The sequence below is a fragment of the Aeribacillus sp. FSL K6-1305 genome, from assembly GCF_038050115.1.
In the GTDB taxonomy this organism is placed as follows: Bacteria; Bacillota; Bacilli; order Bacillales; family Aeribacillaceae; genus Aeribacillus; species Aeribacillus composti.
Window position 1 is genome coordinate 1177509 of the sequence record NZ_JBBOQV010000001.1, and the last position, 13622, is coordinate 1191130.

Annotated in this window: 18 protein-coding genes; 3 read left to right on the top strand and 15 right to left on the bottom strand. The window is 38.0% G+C overall.

The window, feature by feature from the left end; translation table 11 throughout:
- Nucleotides 1-2: 2 nt before the first annotated feature.
- Both coaD and rsmD read right to left on the bottom strand, forming a co-directional pair.
- Nucleotides 3-497, bottom strand: coding sequence for a pantetheine-phosphate adenylyltransferase (gene coaD, locus NST97_RS05525; protein ID WP_063388514.1), 495 nt, complete (start codon nt 495-497; stop codon nt 3-5).
- 21 nt (nt 498-518) lie between these two features.
- Nucleotides 519-1070, bottom strand: coding sequence for a 16S rRNA (guanine(966)-N(2))-methyltransferase RsmD (rsmD, locus tag NST97_RS05530; RefSeq protein WP_066251986.1), 552 nt, complete (start codon nt 1068-1070; stop codon nt 519-521).
- A 408-nt stretch (nt 1071-1478) separates the two neighbouring features.
- On the opposite strand from rsmD, the gene NST97_RS05535 reads away from it, so the two are divergent.
- A complete protein-coding gene (locus tag NST97_RS05535; RefSeq protein WP_130156241.1) occupies nt 1479-1868 on the top strand; it encodes a DUF7147 family protein in 390 nt (129 codons plus the stop codon).
- Between the two features lie 30 nt (nt 1869-1898).
- On the opposite strand, the gene NST97_RS05540 is transcribed toward NST97_RS05535, so the two are convergent.
- The 7 genes from NST97_RS05540 to NST97_RS05570 all read right to left on the bottom strand — a co-directional run bounded on the left by NST97_RS05540 (nt 1899) and on the right by NST97_RS05570 (nt 5551).
- Nucleotides 1899-2171, bottom strand: coding sequence for a YlbG family protein (locus NST97_RS05540; RefSeq protein ID WP_063388517.1), 273 nt, complete (start codon nt 2169-2171; stop codon nt 1899-1901).
- A 34-nt stretch (nt 2172-2205) separates the two neighbouring features.
- Entirely contained in the window at nt 2206-2646 is a 441-nt protein-coding gene (locus NST97_RS05545; protein ID WP_063388518.1) for a YlbF family regulator, read from the bottom strand.
- 64 nt (nt 2647-2710) lie between these two features.
- Nucleotides 2711-3142, bottom strand: a complete 432-nt coding sequence (locus tag NST97_RS05550) for a hypothetical protein (protein ID WP_341343018.1) — start codon at nt 3140-3142, stop codon at nt 2711-2713.
- Between the two features lie 185 nt (nt 3143-3327).
- Nucleotides 3328-3564, bottom strand: coding sequence for a YlbE-like family protein (locus NST97_RS05555; protein WP_063388520.1), 237 nt, complete (start codon nt 3562-3564; stop codon nt 3328-3330).
- Nucleotides 3565-3569: 5 nt separating this feature from the next.
- A complete protein-coding gene (locus NST97_RS05560) occupies nt 3570-3944 on the bottom strand; it encodes a YlbD family protein (protein WP_063388521.1) in 375 nt (124 codons plus the stop codon).
- A gap of 82 nt (nt 3945-4026) precedes the next feature.
- Nucleotides 4027-5058, bottom strand: a complete 1032-nt coding sequence (locus NST97_RS05565; RefSeq protein ID WP_340882526.1) for a CAP domain-containing protein — start codon at nt 5056-5058, stop codon at nt 4027-4029.
- A gap of 136 nt (nt 5059-5194) precedes the next feature.
- Complete coding sequence (locus tag NST97_RS05570) at nt 5195-5551, bottom strand: CBS domain-containing protein (RefSeq protein ID WP_341343019.1); 357 nt, start codon at nt 5549-5551, stop codon at nt 5195-5197.
- 200 nt (nt 5552-5751) lie between these two features.
- On the opposite strand from NST97_RS05570, the gene NST97_RS05575 reads away from it, so the two are divergent.
- Nucleotides 5752-6111 carry a YugN family protein gene (locus tag NST97_RS05575; RefSeq protein WP_144597729.1) on the top strand — a complete coding sequence of 120 codons (360 nt, stop codon included), beginning with the start codon at nt 5752-5754 and terminating at the stop codon, nt 6109-6111.
- 31 nt (nt 6112-6142) lie between these two features.
- Here the strand turns inward: NST97_RS05575 and ctaG are convergent, their stop codons facing one another.
- From ctaG to cyoE, 6 genes are all read right to left on the bottom strand, one after another.
- Entirely contained in the window at nt 6143-7042 is a 900-nt protein-coding gene (gene ctaG / locus NST97_RS05580) for a cytochrome c oxidase assembly factor CtaG (RefSeq protein WP_063388525.1), read from the bottom strand.
- Between the two features lie 174 nt (nt 7043-7216).
- Nucleotides 7217-7546, bottom strand: a complete 330-nt coding sequence (gene ctaF, locus NST97_RS05585) for a cytochrome c oxidase subunit IVB (protein WP_063388526.1) — start codon at nt 7544-7546, stop codon at nt 7217-7219.
- Between the two features lie 2 nt (nt 7547-7548).
- Complete coding sequence (ctaE, locus tag NST97_RS05590) at nt 7549-8172, bottom strand: cytochrome c oxidase subunit III (RefSeq protein ID WP_339196679.1); 624 nt, start codon at nt 8170-8172, stop codon at nt 7549-7551.
- Complete coding sequence (ctaD, locus tag NST97_RS05595; RefSeq protein ID WP_327856253.1) at nt 8172-10040, bottom strand: cytochrome c oxidase subunit I; 1869 nt, start codon at nt 10038-10040, stop codon at nt 8172-8174. Before ctaD ends, ctaE begins: the two co-directional genes overlap by 1 nt.
- A 31-nt stretch (nt 10041-10071) precedes the next feature.
- Entirely contained in the window at nt 10072-11154 is a 1083-nt protein-coding gene (gene coxB / locus NST97_RS05600) for a cytochrome c oxidase subunit II (RefSeq protein WP_063388529.1), read from the bottom strand.
- 105 nt (nt 11155-11259) lie between these two features.
- Nucleotides 11260-12132: a heme o synthase gene (gene cyoE / locus NST97_RS05605; protein ID WP_339195788.1), complete on the bottom strand. Its 873-nt coding sequence runs from the start codon at nt 12130-12132 to the stop codon at nt 11260-11262.
- A gap of 427 nt (nt 12133-12559) precedes the next feature.
- On the opposite strand from cyoE, the gene NST97_RS05610 reads away from it, so the two are divergent.
- Nucleotides 12560-13465 carry a COX15/CtaA family protein gene (locus tag NST97_RS05610; RefSeq protein ID WP_063388531.1) on the top strand — a complete coding sequence of 302 codons (906 nt, stop codon included), beginning with the start codon at nt 12560-12562 and terminating at the stop codon, nt 13463-13465.
- Nucleotides 13466-13622 lie beyond the last annotated feature (157 nt).

The window sequence follows — 13622 nt, forward strand, 5'->3', positions numbered from 1 at the left end:
AATTATTTTTTATACATATGCTCATATTTTTTCTTTAATGCTTCTTCCACTTCATACGGTACAAGCTCAGAAACTTTTCCGCCGTATTTAGCGACTTCTTTAACAATACTTGAACTTAAAAACGAATACTGATTGTTTGTCATCATAAAAAAAGTTTCTATATTTTCATCCAGCACTCTGTTCACTGATGTGATTTGCATTTCATATTCAAAATCAGAAACAGCCCGAAGGCCTCTCAATATAGCGTTCGCATTTTTGCTTCTCGCATAATCAACGAGCAGCCCTTGAAAGGATTCAATGTATACGTTCGGTAAGTTGCCCGTTACCTTTCTCAGCAGCTCACATCTTTCTTCTACAGTAAATAGCGGCTTTTTTGAAGAATTGTTTAAAACGCAAACATACACTTTTTCAAATACATTTGCCCCCCGCTTTATGATGTCTAAATGTCCATATGTAACGGGATCAAAGCTTCCCGGACAGACTGCAATGCTTGCCAAAATAAATACCCCCATCCGACTTCAAACATTTTGATACAAAGATACACTTGTTATACCATATCGCTCAGACTTCGTTTTTGCAAGTGATAAAACTTGGTCTGGCAATGTTACTTCATAGCTATGCTCGCACACAACGACACCATCCGTTGACAATAAAGACTGCTCATGAATTACCTTTAGAATAGATTCTAATTTTTGTTTTTTATAAGGCGGATCCAGAAATATGATCCGAAACTTCAGCCCGCGTTTGCTGACAGCTTTTAACGCTTGATCAGCGCTGGTGCGATATACTTCAGAACAGTCGTTTAACTTTAAATTTTCTAAATTCTCTCGAATCGTTTGAATCGCTTTCATATCTTTATCAATAAAAATAGAGCATTCTATCCCTCTTGATAAAGCTTCTATTCCAAGACTGCCGCTGCCGGCAAACAAATCTAAAGCAAGTCCCCCTTCAAAATATGGTCCGATCATGTTAAATATTGCTTCTTTTACTTTATCTGTCGTCGGTCTTGTCGTCTTTCCAGGAACCGATTTTAATGCTCGTCCTTTTAATGCACCGGAAACCACTCTCATACCATTCACCACAACTTGACAAAATTCCTTTTGGCTCGGAATAATATTAACATAGAAAATGTAAGATCATCAATTAAATTTGACAGCTGTTTTTTTGCAGAAGCGAGTATAATTTTTTGCCAATTGACCATAATGAAAGTGACAACATCAGTTGTGATGGTGTTGTTGCCAACCGCGGAGAAGACTTACGTTTCCCCATAAGTTCTTCCTCCGGTTTCTCCTCTCCCTTTCCCTTCTGCTTTGAAGATTTTGCTTCAAAGCTAGGAAGGATCCTGCAGATCCAATCTGCAGGCTTTTTTTTATTCTTTCAATTCTTCCATTTTCATGATACATTTATTTACGGACAAAAGCGCAATACATTTAGCTTATGAATTTAGCAACCAAATACCCATTGGAGGAAGGATAAAAATGATCCAGCGATTTATTGAACTAGGAGAAGGATATTCAGATATATACGAATTATTGGAAATCGCAAAAAGAAATCAAGACCGGATTTCGCACTTTCTAGTCCTTTATACAGTAAAAAATGGAAAAGAGGTTTGTTCGTTCGTCATTGTGTTAAAACCGACGGAGATAGGTGATTTCCAGCCTCTTTATATTTGCCGGGAAGGGATCCCAAATCCGCAGAAAAAAACGAACAAACGATTTGAACTTTTTCAACAGGCTGCCGAAACATATGGTCATGAGCTGATCGAGCTTGTTGTAAAGCCTTCAGACCAATTTTCTGATGTTGAATTGTATTACCAGCATTTAATCGGCATATTGCGGATGAACCGATACATACCTTCTTTACAATAGTAGGACAGCCTAAATTCTCGGCTGTCCTATTTATAATCCAATTTTATAATCATATTCTTTTGCTTTATCCACTTTTGATTCAAATTCAATTTTTAAAAGCGGCCTGTAAGAAGGTTCGACCCTTTTTACGAAAGAAAATGATGCAATGGTGTCCATTATTTCGTCTATTTGTTCTCTATCACAATAAAGAACAACATATTTCATTTTTTTTGAAACATAATGAATGTTTCCAAATTTCCGCAAACTTTTTACATATTTTAAAGAATGCAGCCAAACAATAATTCCCTGTCTTTTTTCAAACATCCCGATTCTCCTTTTCCTTTGCTTCTAAACCCGTTTAAGCTGAACAGCCGCATGCTCCGCCTGATGCGCATCCACAGCTAGGCATCATTTCAAAATAAGGGTTTCCAGTCGGAACTTTAATGGCTGTTGAAACAGCTCGTCCGATATACATGCTGATTTCATCGAGAAGTTTTTGAATTTCTTTTTCCGCTTTTTTAAATGCAGCGACTTTATCATTTAAATCAAGTTCTCTTTTAATTTCCCTCATTTCGCTTTTAATTCGATTATAATCAGGATGATATTTGCCAAATCTCATGACATCTTCGTATTGCTCTTTTATTTTGACAAATTTTTGAATAATTGTTTGAGCTTCTTGATCATTTTGCAAATTATATAATGAACGCCGATATTCGATCGCAAGTTCTGATTCTGTTATCATTTTTGCTAAAGCTTCCGCTTCATCTAAAAGCAGAACGCTTTCCATTGACGTAACCATTAAGATCACACCTCCAATATTGATTGTAGCACGAACATCATCTTATTTACAACGCCTGCGTTTCTCATATATTTACAATCCATTCTTTTTTCAATTGATAGCTGGTTGAATCATTATATACTAATTCCAGGTTGATTGTGTGCCGCCCTTTAGACAATCCTTTTATAATAAATGCAGCAGAATAAATATCACTTTTTTTCTTTCCATCAATATATAATACGATATGACCTTCTCCTTCTTTTTTCGTGTTCCGTTCACCGTTAAATGTAAAATCAGGCACATAGCATTCTACATAAACGTTGTTTCCTTCTACATGATGACGAACTTGAAATTTTCTTATTTGGCTGTTCATCGTTTCAATGGCATTTCTGTCGGATTCATGAATTTCTGTCGGAACGATGCTGTCTTTTTTATTTCCTTCCGGTACCGGTTTTTCTGGGGAACAAGCCGCCATAACCGTGAGAAGCGTCAGCATTGCGAGCCATTTCATTTGCATAATCATGATGCCTCCTTTTTCATATATTTTCAACACTTTATGTAAAAACATGTGCTTAAAATAAAAAAGACGCTGACGCGTCATTCACAAATTCGGAAGCTGCTGAATGCGGAATACAAACAAAAACCCGTTTTTTTCATTCCATTAGGAAAAATGATTACTTTCGTACAAACACATTTGAACCGTTAATTTTCGCGAAATGCTTGCAGCATCGCCAGCATCATCGACATCATTTGAATAGAATTCGAAAATTTTTCTATTTTATGCGGCAGAGTTAGATAATAGTCATTTGCCATGCTAATTTCCATTTTCTCAAGAAATTCAGGATGTCTAGTCAAGGTGCGGTACCAATATGGCTTTTCGCGAATGTATTGCTTTAAAAGGGGATTTTGTTGAATATATAAATACAAGTCCTTTCTCATTGTTATTAATCCTTTCTAAACGATAAGGGATGCGAATGATTTGGATCTGATTTGCGGCTGCTCTCGATCTCTTTTAAAAGATTTTGAATGGTTGAAATCGCATCATTCATTTTATATAAATGTTCGTTTACCGTCTCCACATCTAAATGCTGAAAAGTTTGTAAAATATTTTTCAGAAAGTCACCTTGTTGATGTTTACGGCTTTTCATACTGTTTGATCGGTATTTATTCCACAAAGGATCTTCCTCACCTAAAAGCTGCCAATCTTCATAAATCTCCTTCCATGTTTTCTTTTCTTTGCGGACTTCTTCTATTAATTTTGGATGTTTTTTAATAAATTGTTTAAACAATTCGAGTTTTGATAACGATTTTGTTTTCATGCGATCACCTCATAAACGTTTTTCTTATATTTAATATATCGATAACGGAAAAATTGGTGATAAAATGAAAAAGCGAGCCTCTTCATTTGGCCCGCTTTGCAATAAAATTTTGCGTATAAAATTTTTCATACACTCCTACCCCTATATGTGTGAACCGTTCATCAAGAAGCGTTTTTCGGTGTCCTTCACTATTCAGCCAGCCTTCGACCGCGTCAATTCCATCCATATATCCATGCGCAATATTTTCACCAGCCATTTCAAAATGAACCCCAGCAGATGTCAAACGATCGGAAAGAGAGCCTCTATTAGGCGAAACGTGAGAAAAATATCCTTTTTCACTCATTTCCTTGCTGTGAGAATAGGCGACTTTCGCTGTGCTTTCTTCCTGCTTAAGAGGACTTAAACCATTTATTGTTCGAATTACATTCGTTATGTCAACAATTTGTTGTTCTTCCCCGTACTCAATTTTCCGCTGCTCTTCCTCTGTTATAGGCTCTGCCGCTAAAAGCTCGCCTCTATATACAACTTCATATGGACGCTGTTTTACTAATGTTTGAACATCAAAAGCTCTAATGCTCGATAACGTTCCAGTGAATTTATCCATATACAACTGAACATAAAGATCATCATTCAAACGGACTGTCGGCCTGACATTCAGGTCATCTTCCGACAGCTCGAACCGATATGAGTTTAAACCAATATCTGCTGTGACAAATGAATTGGGAGCGACAATATGAAATACTTGGGTAGACGGCTGGCCAATTTGAAACGGATCTACATTTACTTCTTTTCCAATAGCAAAAACTGTAACGACCTTTCCGTTTAAAACACCGAATTGCTTGTATTGCTGCAAATCATCTCGGTATATCCACCATTCATAATCGTATCTTGATGGATCAATCCGATCAGGTTTGCCAAAAGTTTTTAGTACTTCTTTGGAAGATCTTCCGACAAATGAGATAACTCCTTCCCCCACTTTTATTTCTTTGTCCGTTTTCTCTTGAAAATTTTGCCGTTCCGGAAGCAGTACTGGTTCCTTTTGAAAGGTGACATATACGATATATGTTAATGTAATAATTACAAATATCAATATAATTCTTGTAACTCTTTTCAGTTCAATTCCCCTCTTCTTTCTTTGTTTCTTATATATTCTGTTTTAAGTCATTTTAATCAAAAATGGGGAAATTTTGCAAACATTTCATGAAAAATTCACTTCTCTCATTTTTAATGGTGTAGTTTTTGTCTTCTCATCATGTAAAACAACGTTCTGTTATAATGCCAACAACCTTTCCATCCTCAACAACCGGCAAATGATGAATATGATGAGCTGCAAGCATCTCAGCTGCGTCTTCTGCTGATGCATCAGGAGTGATCGTAACAACATCGTCGTTCATTACATCCGTAATTTTCGTAGAACCAGGACGTTTTTCTGCAATTCCTTTTGTCACAAGATCACGATCGGTTATGATTCCTGCTAATTGATCATTTTCAACGATTAAAACGGCATCAGCATTTGACTCTTTCATTTTCACAGCCGCTTCAAACACATTATCTAACGGTGTGCAAACAATACAATTTGTTAACATAATTTCCTTTACCTTTTTCAATGAGGACACCTCTTATGCTTTTTGATCTATTATGGGAAATTTCGATTTTCTTTATTCGCTCTCCATTTGAATACCGAATTTTATTTGAACATTGTGTAAATGCTATATATATAACATTGCATGTTTTAATTATTCATACTATTATTAAACAGTAGAGAGAAATCAATTTTTTGTTCGAAGCGCTTAGGAGGGAAATACATATGAAATTTGAACAAATCGGCCTGGAAGGGCTGACGGTGGAATTGTCTCACCTTAAGGATGCGTTGACAGAATTAGGTTTTATCCTTGCCGGCCAATGGGATTATGACCGTGTGACGTTTGACAAAAAATTTGAGCATAAGGGCGATGTTTTTTATTTAAGAGTACAAGGATATTGTATTGAAGGCGATGTGGGAGGCCGCTACGCACTTATTAAATTGCTAACTCCAATATTAGGGAAACATTATTATCCTCATGGTGTCGAATATGGAGAGGATGAACATTTTCCAGCCGTCATCGTTGAGTCGAGCGAAAAACTGTTAAAGCGGGCAAAAGAAGCGATTGAAAGCTTAACTGTTTGAAAAACTGCAGGTAAATAACCTGCAGTTTTTTTTATTTATTTGGTTCAGGAGACAAATTTTGCACATCAATGTCGTCTTTTTCTCTTTCTTTTTTCGCCCATTCAAAAAATACATGAGCTAAAAATGTTCCGTACACAAGCTCTTGGATCACTTTCATAATAATGCCGCCAAGCTGCTGATCCTCAAGCAGCGGCATTCCGCTAAACATTTGCGGGCCTGACAAAGACAACCCAGCCAACGTATCAGAAGGAACACATAAGCTTAAAGTCTTTACCCACGCCTCCGGATTCGAATATGTTTCAAACAGCGGCGCACCTGCAAAAATGATTAAACCGCAGGCTGGTGTGATTAAAACGCTGTTCCCTAAAATGTAGGCAATTTTTTTCAGACCCCCAATTGGATGCCAATTTGGACTTTTTCCAATCAATGGCCAATACATAAAAAAGGCAAAAACGAAAATAAAAGTAGTAGCAGCCTCATGATAAATATAATTTGATTTTAATGTATCGAAAATAAACGGCACATGATACAAGGAAAAAAATAAATTAAACAAAATCATTGCCAATATCGGTTTAGTGAAAAATTTTACAACAGGTTTTATGACCGGCTTTTCCATAACAGCCTTCCATAACCATTCAGGAACGCCGATAATCAAAAGCGGTGCTACAATTAGAAACAAAATCGCCATTGAAGCCATATGACCTGTAAATGTAATGTGCCCGAGCAAATCAAGCGGGCTGCCTTTGCTGACATAAAGGAGAACGATTGCCAATATAAACACTAATTTTTGCTTTAAGCTGACCGGTTCAGAATTTTTAAAATAGTGACGAAGCGAATCGGTTAATAATAAGTAAAGCACAATTAAAATAACACAAAATATAAAAAACAGCGGACTCCACATAGCGCGAAAGCCAAATATATCTAAACTCAACTGAATCAATCCTTTCAATCATCGATCTAGTCGATTCCATTTCATTATACATGCTTTCCTTTTCTTTTTTCAATGAACGTTCTATGAATTTACATTTCTTTCAGCAAGCAGATTTATATTGCCTTTAAAAAAAGAAGCAATCAGTTAAAACTGATTGCTTCCATAAAGAGTGTTTTACCACCAGACAATTGTCATAAAGGCAAGAACCGTCAAAAATGTGACAAAAATACCTGACCATATGAAAAACTGTGGTCCTTCATGTCCTTTATGATTCATATGCATGAAATAATACAGCTGGAAAATGACTTGAATGCATGCAAGCAGTACAATAAATGGAACTTTCAACCATTCGTCGATTCCATCATATCCTACTGTAATAAAAGCTACAATCGTTAAAAAGATCATTAACGCAAATGAAACGACTTGGTGCTTCATTTCTTCCGCATTTTTTTTGCGGCGAAACGCTAAATCAACTTTTGGGTTACGAGAATTTTCACTCACCATCGTTATCCCACCATTCCCATTAAGTATACAACTGTGAATATAAATACCCAAACAACGTCGATAAAGTGCCAATAAAGGCTTGCGACGTAATATTTAGGAGCGTTGTATAAGTTTAATCCGCGTTTTGCATTTCGAATCATCAGCGTTGTGATCCAGAGAAGCCCGAAGGCAACGTGCGCACCGTGCGTTCCTACCAATGTGTAAAAGGCTGAACCAAGCGCACTGCTTGTCAACTTAAATTCATATTCATGCATATAATGGTTAAATTCATAAATTTCCAAAATTAAGAATGCAAGACCTAATAATACGGTGACACCAAACCAGAACTGCATTTTGCCAAATTGAAAGTTTTTCATATGATAAATTGCATAGACACTTGTCAAACTGCTTGTTAATAAGAGCATTGTCGCTACAAATACTAATTTGATATCAAAGAGCTCCTGCGTTGAGGCTCCACCAGCGGTGGAATTTCTCAACGCAAGAAACGTAGCAAACAACGTGGCAAACAACACAGTTTCGCCGCCTAAGAAAACCCAAAAACCTATAAACTTATTTTTCCCTTCGAGGGTGGCCTTTTCTGGCTGCTCAGGAAACGTTTCAGCCGTTAATTTTTCTTCTACTTGCATTATGCCCGAACCCCCCCATTATCATCTTTTAAAAGATCCTCTTTATGAATATGGTATCCGTGGTCATCAATAACCGAGCGTAAAAACATCGTACCGAACGTAATGATAAAGCCGATAATCGCAACCGGCACACCCCACGAATAGTCATTGTGGTACATGAGGCCGAAAGCGGCAATGAATAAGCCTAATGAAATAAAAAACGGCAAGATTGAAGAGTTCGGCATATGAATATCGCTTAGCGGTTCAGCAGGTGTTAAGCCTTTTTTGCCCTCCATTTTTTCAATCCATAAAGGATCTAATCCTCGAACAAGCGGAGTTTGTTTAAAGTTGTATTCAGGTGGAGGTGATGCGACTGCCCACTCTAGTGAACGTCCATCTTCCCAAGGATCTGCACCTACTTTTTCTCCCTTCACAGAAGTAACCACAACATTGATCAAGAGAACGACTACGGCTACTCCCATCAGAACCGCACCTATTGTACTGATCAAGTTTCCAGTGTCAAAGCCTTGGCCTGATAAGAATGTGAACACGCGGCGCGGCATTCCCATTAAACCAAGGAAATGCTGGATAAAGAACGTTAAATGGAAACCGATGAAAAATAATACAAATGTTATTTTACCAAGCGTCTCATTTAACATTTTTCCAAACATTTTTGGCCACCAATAATGGGCAGCAGCCAAAATAGCAAATACGATACCACCAACGATTACGTAGTGGAAGTGTGCAACAACAAAGTAAGTATCATGGTATTGATAATCGGCTGGAGCAGCAGCGAGCATGACTCCAGTCACACCACCCATAACAAACGAAGGAATAAAGCCGACTGCATAAAGCATCGGTGTCGTAAAGCGAATGCTTCCGCCCCACATCGTAAAGAGCCAGTTAAACACTTTAATTCCTGTCGGCACACCAATTGTCATAGTTGCAACCGCAAAAATCGCATTGGCAATCGGACCAAGACCTGTTGTAAACATGTGGTGCGCCCACACCATGAATCCTAAAAATCCGATCAATACTGTTGCAAACACCATTGATGTGTACCCAAACAATCTTTTCCGAGCAAAAGTTGGAATAATTTCCGAAAAAATTCCGAATGCCGGCAAAACTAAAATGTAAACTTCAGGGTGCCCAAAAATCCAGAAAATATGTTCATAAATGATCGTATTCCCGCCTAAAGCCGGATTGAAAAAGTTCCCGCCAAATAAACGGTCAAACATTAAAAGCGCAATTCCAACAGTTAGCGGAGGGAACGCAAACAAAATGAGCGATGATGACACAAATGTAGTCCATGTAAACAATGGCATCCGCATGTATGTCATTCCGGGAGCACGCATATTAATAATCGTAACAATAAAGTTGATCCCGGCGATCAATGTTCCTATACCGGAAATTTGCAGCCCTAGTATATAAAAGTCTACTCCATGTCCAGGAGAATTCAAGGCCACTGATGCGTATGCCGTCCAGCCAGCATCAGGTGCCCCGCCTAAAAACCAGCTTAAATTTAAGAAAACACCGCCAAAGAAAAACAACCAAAAGCCTAAAGAATTCAAAAACGGAAACGCAACGTCACGAGCTCCAATTTGGAGTGGAACAACTGCGTTCATATATGCAAACAATAACGGCGTAGCTGCTAAAAATATCATCGTTGTACCGTGCATTGTCATCAATTCGTTAAACGTACCTGCACTGACAAAGTCATTTTCTGGGATGGCCAATTGAATACGCATTAAAAGCGCTTCAATTCCACCAATTACAAAAAAGAGTCCTCCAGCGATTAAATAAAGGATGGCAATCTTTTTATGGTCAACAGTTGTCAAATAGTCCCAAACCGTTGGCCAGAACCCTTTTTTCCGAGCTAACGTACTCACGATGTAACCTCCCTTTTATAATTAGTGAGCATTACTTTTCAACTGATAGGCTTTGTAAATAATCTGTTAATGCTTGAAGTTCTTCTTCAGTCAACTTACCGTATGTGCCTGTCATTGTGTTGCCAGGTTTATATTTTTCAGGATCTTTCAACCAGTTTTTAATATTTTCTTCATTGTGCTCCAAGATGCCGGCTACTCGTTCACGATCAGCAAAGTTAGCTAAGTTAGGTGCCGTGCGTGCTTGTTCAGGTCGGTTATCAGCTGGTGATACTGCATGGCAGCCGATACAGCCTTTATCTTTGAACACTTGTTCTCCCTGTTTTGCAGACGCTGTTTGAGCAACAGTTTCAGCTTTGAAATTTTTCATTTTATTAATCCAAGAATTAAATTCATCTCGGGAAACCGCCTTCACTTTAAAGTCCATCAATGCGTGAGATGGTCCGCATAATTCAGCACATTTCCCGTAAAAAATGTTTTCAGCTTCCTTCGCACGTTTTGAATCAATTTTTAACCAGAACTGGTTCTCATTATCTGTGTTTGTATCGATTTTACCACCAACTGGAGGAATCCAGAATGAGTGCTTCACATCTGATGCTTTTAAGTTAAAATAAACTTTTTCATCTGTCGGCAAGACTAAATCTTGGCTTGTAATGACTCCATAGCCAGGATATTCAAATTCCCACCAATACAAACTTGCTCTTACATTGACAACAAGAGGATCTTTTCCTCCATTTTTATCGTCTGCCAACGCTTTTTTCATTGGGTCGGTATCCGCCAAATTAAAGGTGGAAGCAACTACCGGAACTGCCAATACAATCAGCAATAATATAGGAATAACAGTCCAAATGATTTCAAGCTTATGGCTTCCTTCCACTTGTACCGGAATTTTATCGCTTCCTTTCCGGCGGAATTTCATTAAGACATAAATAAAAATAATCGTTACGACTGCAACAACAATCACCATGATTGCCGTACTCAACATCATGAGCGAAAATTGTTCATCGGCAACTTCTCCAGCTGGAATCAGCGTGGAAATAAACGGTTCGCCGCAGCCTGACAATACGAGCGTCATGACTGAAAGTAGTAACAAAAGACGCCATTTCAGCTTTTTCATCGCTAAATCAAACCCCTCTTTCTTTGTTAAATCCTGTTCATAAAGAAAAAATGAAGAATTCCTTCTATGAATAAATTCTTATCTAGAAAGAATTACTACCGAACGTTAAATTATTGAAAAGGCAACCATAGCCACAAACAAAATGGTTAAATAGTTAATTGAATAGATAAACATCCACTTAGACCATTTTAAATCATTTTTCATTTTCAGTCCAATTAATGACAAAATCAACCAAATAATGTTCAATACAGTAGCCAAAACGATGAAGCCAATGCCTAGGCTAAACAAATAAAAAGGAAGGGGCAGCAAGCAGGCAACCCAAACAATGATTTGTCTTTTCGTCACCTCAAAGCCATGAACAACTGGAAGCATCGGAATTCCAGCTTTACGGTATTCTTCCGAACGCTTCATCGCAAGTGCCAAGAAATGAGGCGGCTGCCAAATAAACATGATTAGAAATAAAATCCATGCAATGATATTTAAATCATCAACTGCAGCCCATCCAATCAGCGGCGGAACAGCTCCAGCGATGCTGCCGACTACCGTATTGATCGTATATTGGCGTTTTGTCCACATCGTGTATAGCACTATGTAGGAAAACACGCCTAACAAACCAATGACGGCTGCGGAAACAGAAACCATTAGAAGCAAAATCGTTCCAATGGAAATGAAGCCGGTCCCCAGCAGCAATACTTGAAACGAGCTTATACGGCCCGTTACGGTTGGGCGTAATCTTGTTCTTTCCATTACATGGTCAATATCTCTGTCATAAAAATTGTTGATTGCGCAAGATCCAGCAATAATAGCTGCTGTTCCAAGCAATGTAAACACAACAATATCTATATTTTCAAGAAAACTTTTACCGCTGAAATATAATGCCAACCATATTCCGGTAAAAGTGGTGATTAAATTGGAGTTGACGATTCCGATTTTAATTAATGATAAAAAATCTTTCCAAGCGGAAGTTGCCACTTCTATTTCTTGCCGATCGTTTAAAACAACTTCGCCCCTTGTATTACCCAATTGAATGACCTCCTCTGGGACGGCCTCCTATCTGAGACCATTTAGCGTTTGCCTCTATCATATAAAAAAAACACGAGACAAAAAAGCATTCATATAGTATTAAACCATAATTCGTCAATTTTTTGTGTACATTTCGCGAATAAAGTTTGTCGAAATTGTGAAGCGGTTAAAAATAAAATATTTTCCGATTATAATAATAGTTGGTCGAACGTTTCGGCAAAATGCCTTCCCCATAATATTTCTAGCAAACTCCTTTTGAATATTCAAGCTTTTTCTGATTCTACAAGAAACTATTTGTTTCGAAGTTTGATGTTTCTATACCCATTATGGAATTTCTTTCGGCTTTTTAAACTTATTAAAGATGTTAGAAGGTGAATGAGACATGCACTATTTATTAAAGTGGCTTGGCGTCGTGACAACAATCGTCATGCTATTCGTTTTAATTGGTGGAGCACTCGTAACAAAAACAGGATCATCTCAAGGATGCGGCCGGTCTTGGCCGCTTTGCCACGGAAAAGTTCTTCCAGACCCTTTGACATTAGAAACAATCATTGAACTTTCACACCGACTTGTGAGCGGAATTGCAGGAATCCTTGTTTTATGTCTTGTTATTTGGGCTTGGAAAGCGATCGGGCATAAAAAAGAAACAAAGCTGCTTTGTTTTCTGGCCATCTTTTTTATTGTTTTGCAGGCGCTAATCGGTGCTGCAGCTGTCGTATGGGGGCAATCCGATGCCGTTCTTGCACTTCATTTTGGAATTTCCCTCATTTCATTTGCAGCTGTTTTGCTGCTTACTCTGCTGATTTTTGAAGTTGATAAAAAATTTGACGCAGATAATGCTGTCATTGGGAAAAAAATGCGATTTCATATTTATGGCATTATTACTTACAGTTATATTGTCATTTACACAGGTGCATATGTTCGGCATAAAGGCGCAAGTCTAGCTTGTCCAAGCATTCCTTTTTGCAGCGAAAATCGCTTGTTCCCGCAAACCGTCCATGAATGGGTGCAAATGGGCCACCGCTTTGCAGCAGGCTTGCTGTTTATTTGGATTGCGGTTGCCACTATTCATGCGATAAAACATTATAAAGATCAAAAAGTGATGTATTGGGGTTGGATTATAGCTTTCATTCTCATTCTTCTCCAAGCATTATCCGGCATATCCGTGATCTTGTCTGATTTAAATCTTTATCTTGCCTTGGCACATGCTTTATTTATTTCCTGCTTGTTCGGGCTGTTGTGCTATTTTGTTCTTCTTGCAGGCCGGGCAAAAGCTTCGAATGATTAAAAGGCTCTGTCTAAAGCCTTTAGAATTGATGATGGCGGAAATCGGCGAAAGAGCTGATATCCGCCATCTTTTATTTTTTTTTAAGAATGTGGGATGTCATTTTAAAAATCGAAACAATTTTTCCCTGATTGACGATGGAAAGTTTTCCAAACGAATC

Excerpts from the sequence above, each read along its gene's own strand:
- rsmD (WP_066251986.1), bottom strand. The coding sequence starts at position 1,070 with ATGAGAGTGGTTTCCGGTGCATTAAAAGGACGAGCATTAAAATCGGTT.
- NST97_RS05535 (WP_130156241.1), top strand. The coding sequence starts at position 1,479 with ATGATCCAGCGATTTATTGAACTAGGAGAAGGATATTCAGATATATAC.
- NST97_RS05540 (WP_063388517.1), bottom strand. The coding sequence starts at position 2,171 with ATGTTTGAAAAAAGACAGGGAATTATTGTTTGGCTGCATTCTTTAAAA.
- NST97_RS05545 (WP_063388518.1), bottom strand. The coding sequence starts at position 2,646 with ATGGTTACGTCAATGGAAAGCGTTCTGCTTTTAGATGAAGCGGAAGCT.
- NST97_RS05550 (WP_341343018.1), bottom strand. The coding sequence starts at position 3,142 with ATGCAAATGAAATGGCTCGCAATGCTGACGCTTCTCACGGTTATGGCG.
- NST97_RS05555 (WP_063388520.1), bottom strand. The coding sequence starts at position 3,564 with ATGAGAAAGGACTTGTATTTATATATTCAACAAAATCCCCTTTTAAAG.
- NST97_RS05560 (WP_063388521.1), bottom strand. The coding sequence starts at position 3,944 with ATGAAAACAAAATCGTTATCAAAACTCGAATTGTTTAAACAATTTATT.
- NST97_RS05575 (WP_144597729.1), top strand. The coding sequence starts at position 5,752 with ATGAAATTTGAACAAATCGGCCTGGAAGGGCTGACGGTGGAATTGTCT.
- ctaF (WP_063388526.1), bottom strand. The coding sequence starts at position 7,546 with ATGGTGAGTGAAAATTCTCGTAACCCAAAAGTTGATTTAGCGTTTCGC.
- ctaE (WP_339196679.1), bottom strand. The coding sequence starts at position 8,172 with ATGCAAGTAGAAGAAAAATTAACGGCTGAAACGTTTCCTGAGCAGCCA.
- coxB (WP_063388529.1), bottom strand. The coding sequence starts at position 11,154 with ATGAAAAAGCTGAAATGGCGTCTTTTGTTACTACTTTCAGTCATGACG.
- NST97_RS05610 (WP_063388531.1), top strand. The coding sequence starts at position 12,560 with ATGCACTATTTATTAAAGTGGCTTGGCGTCGTGACAACAATCGTCATG.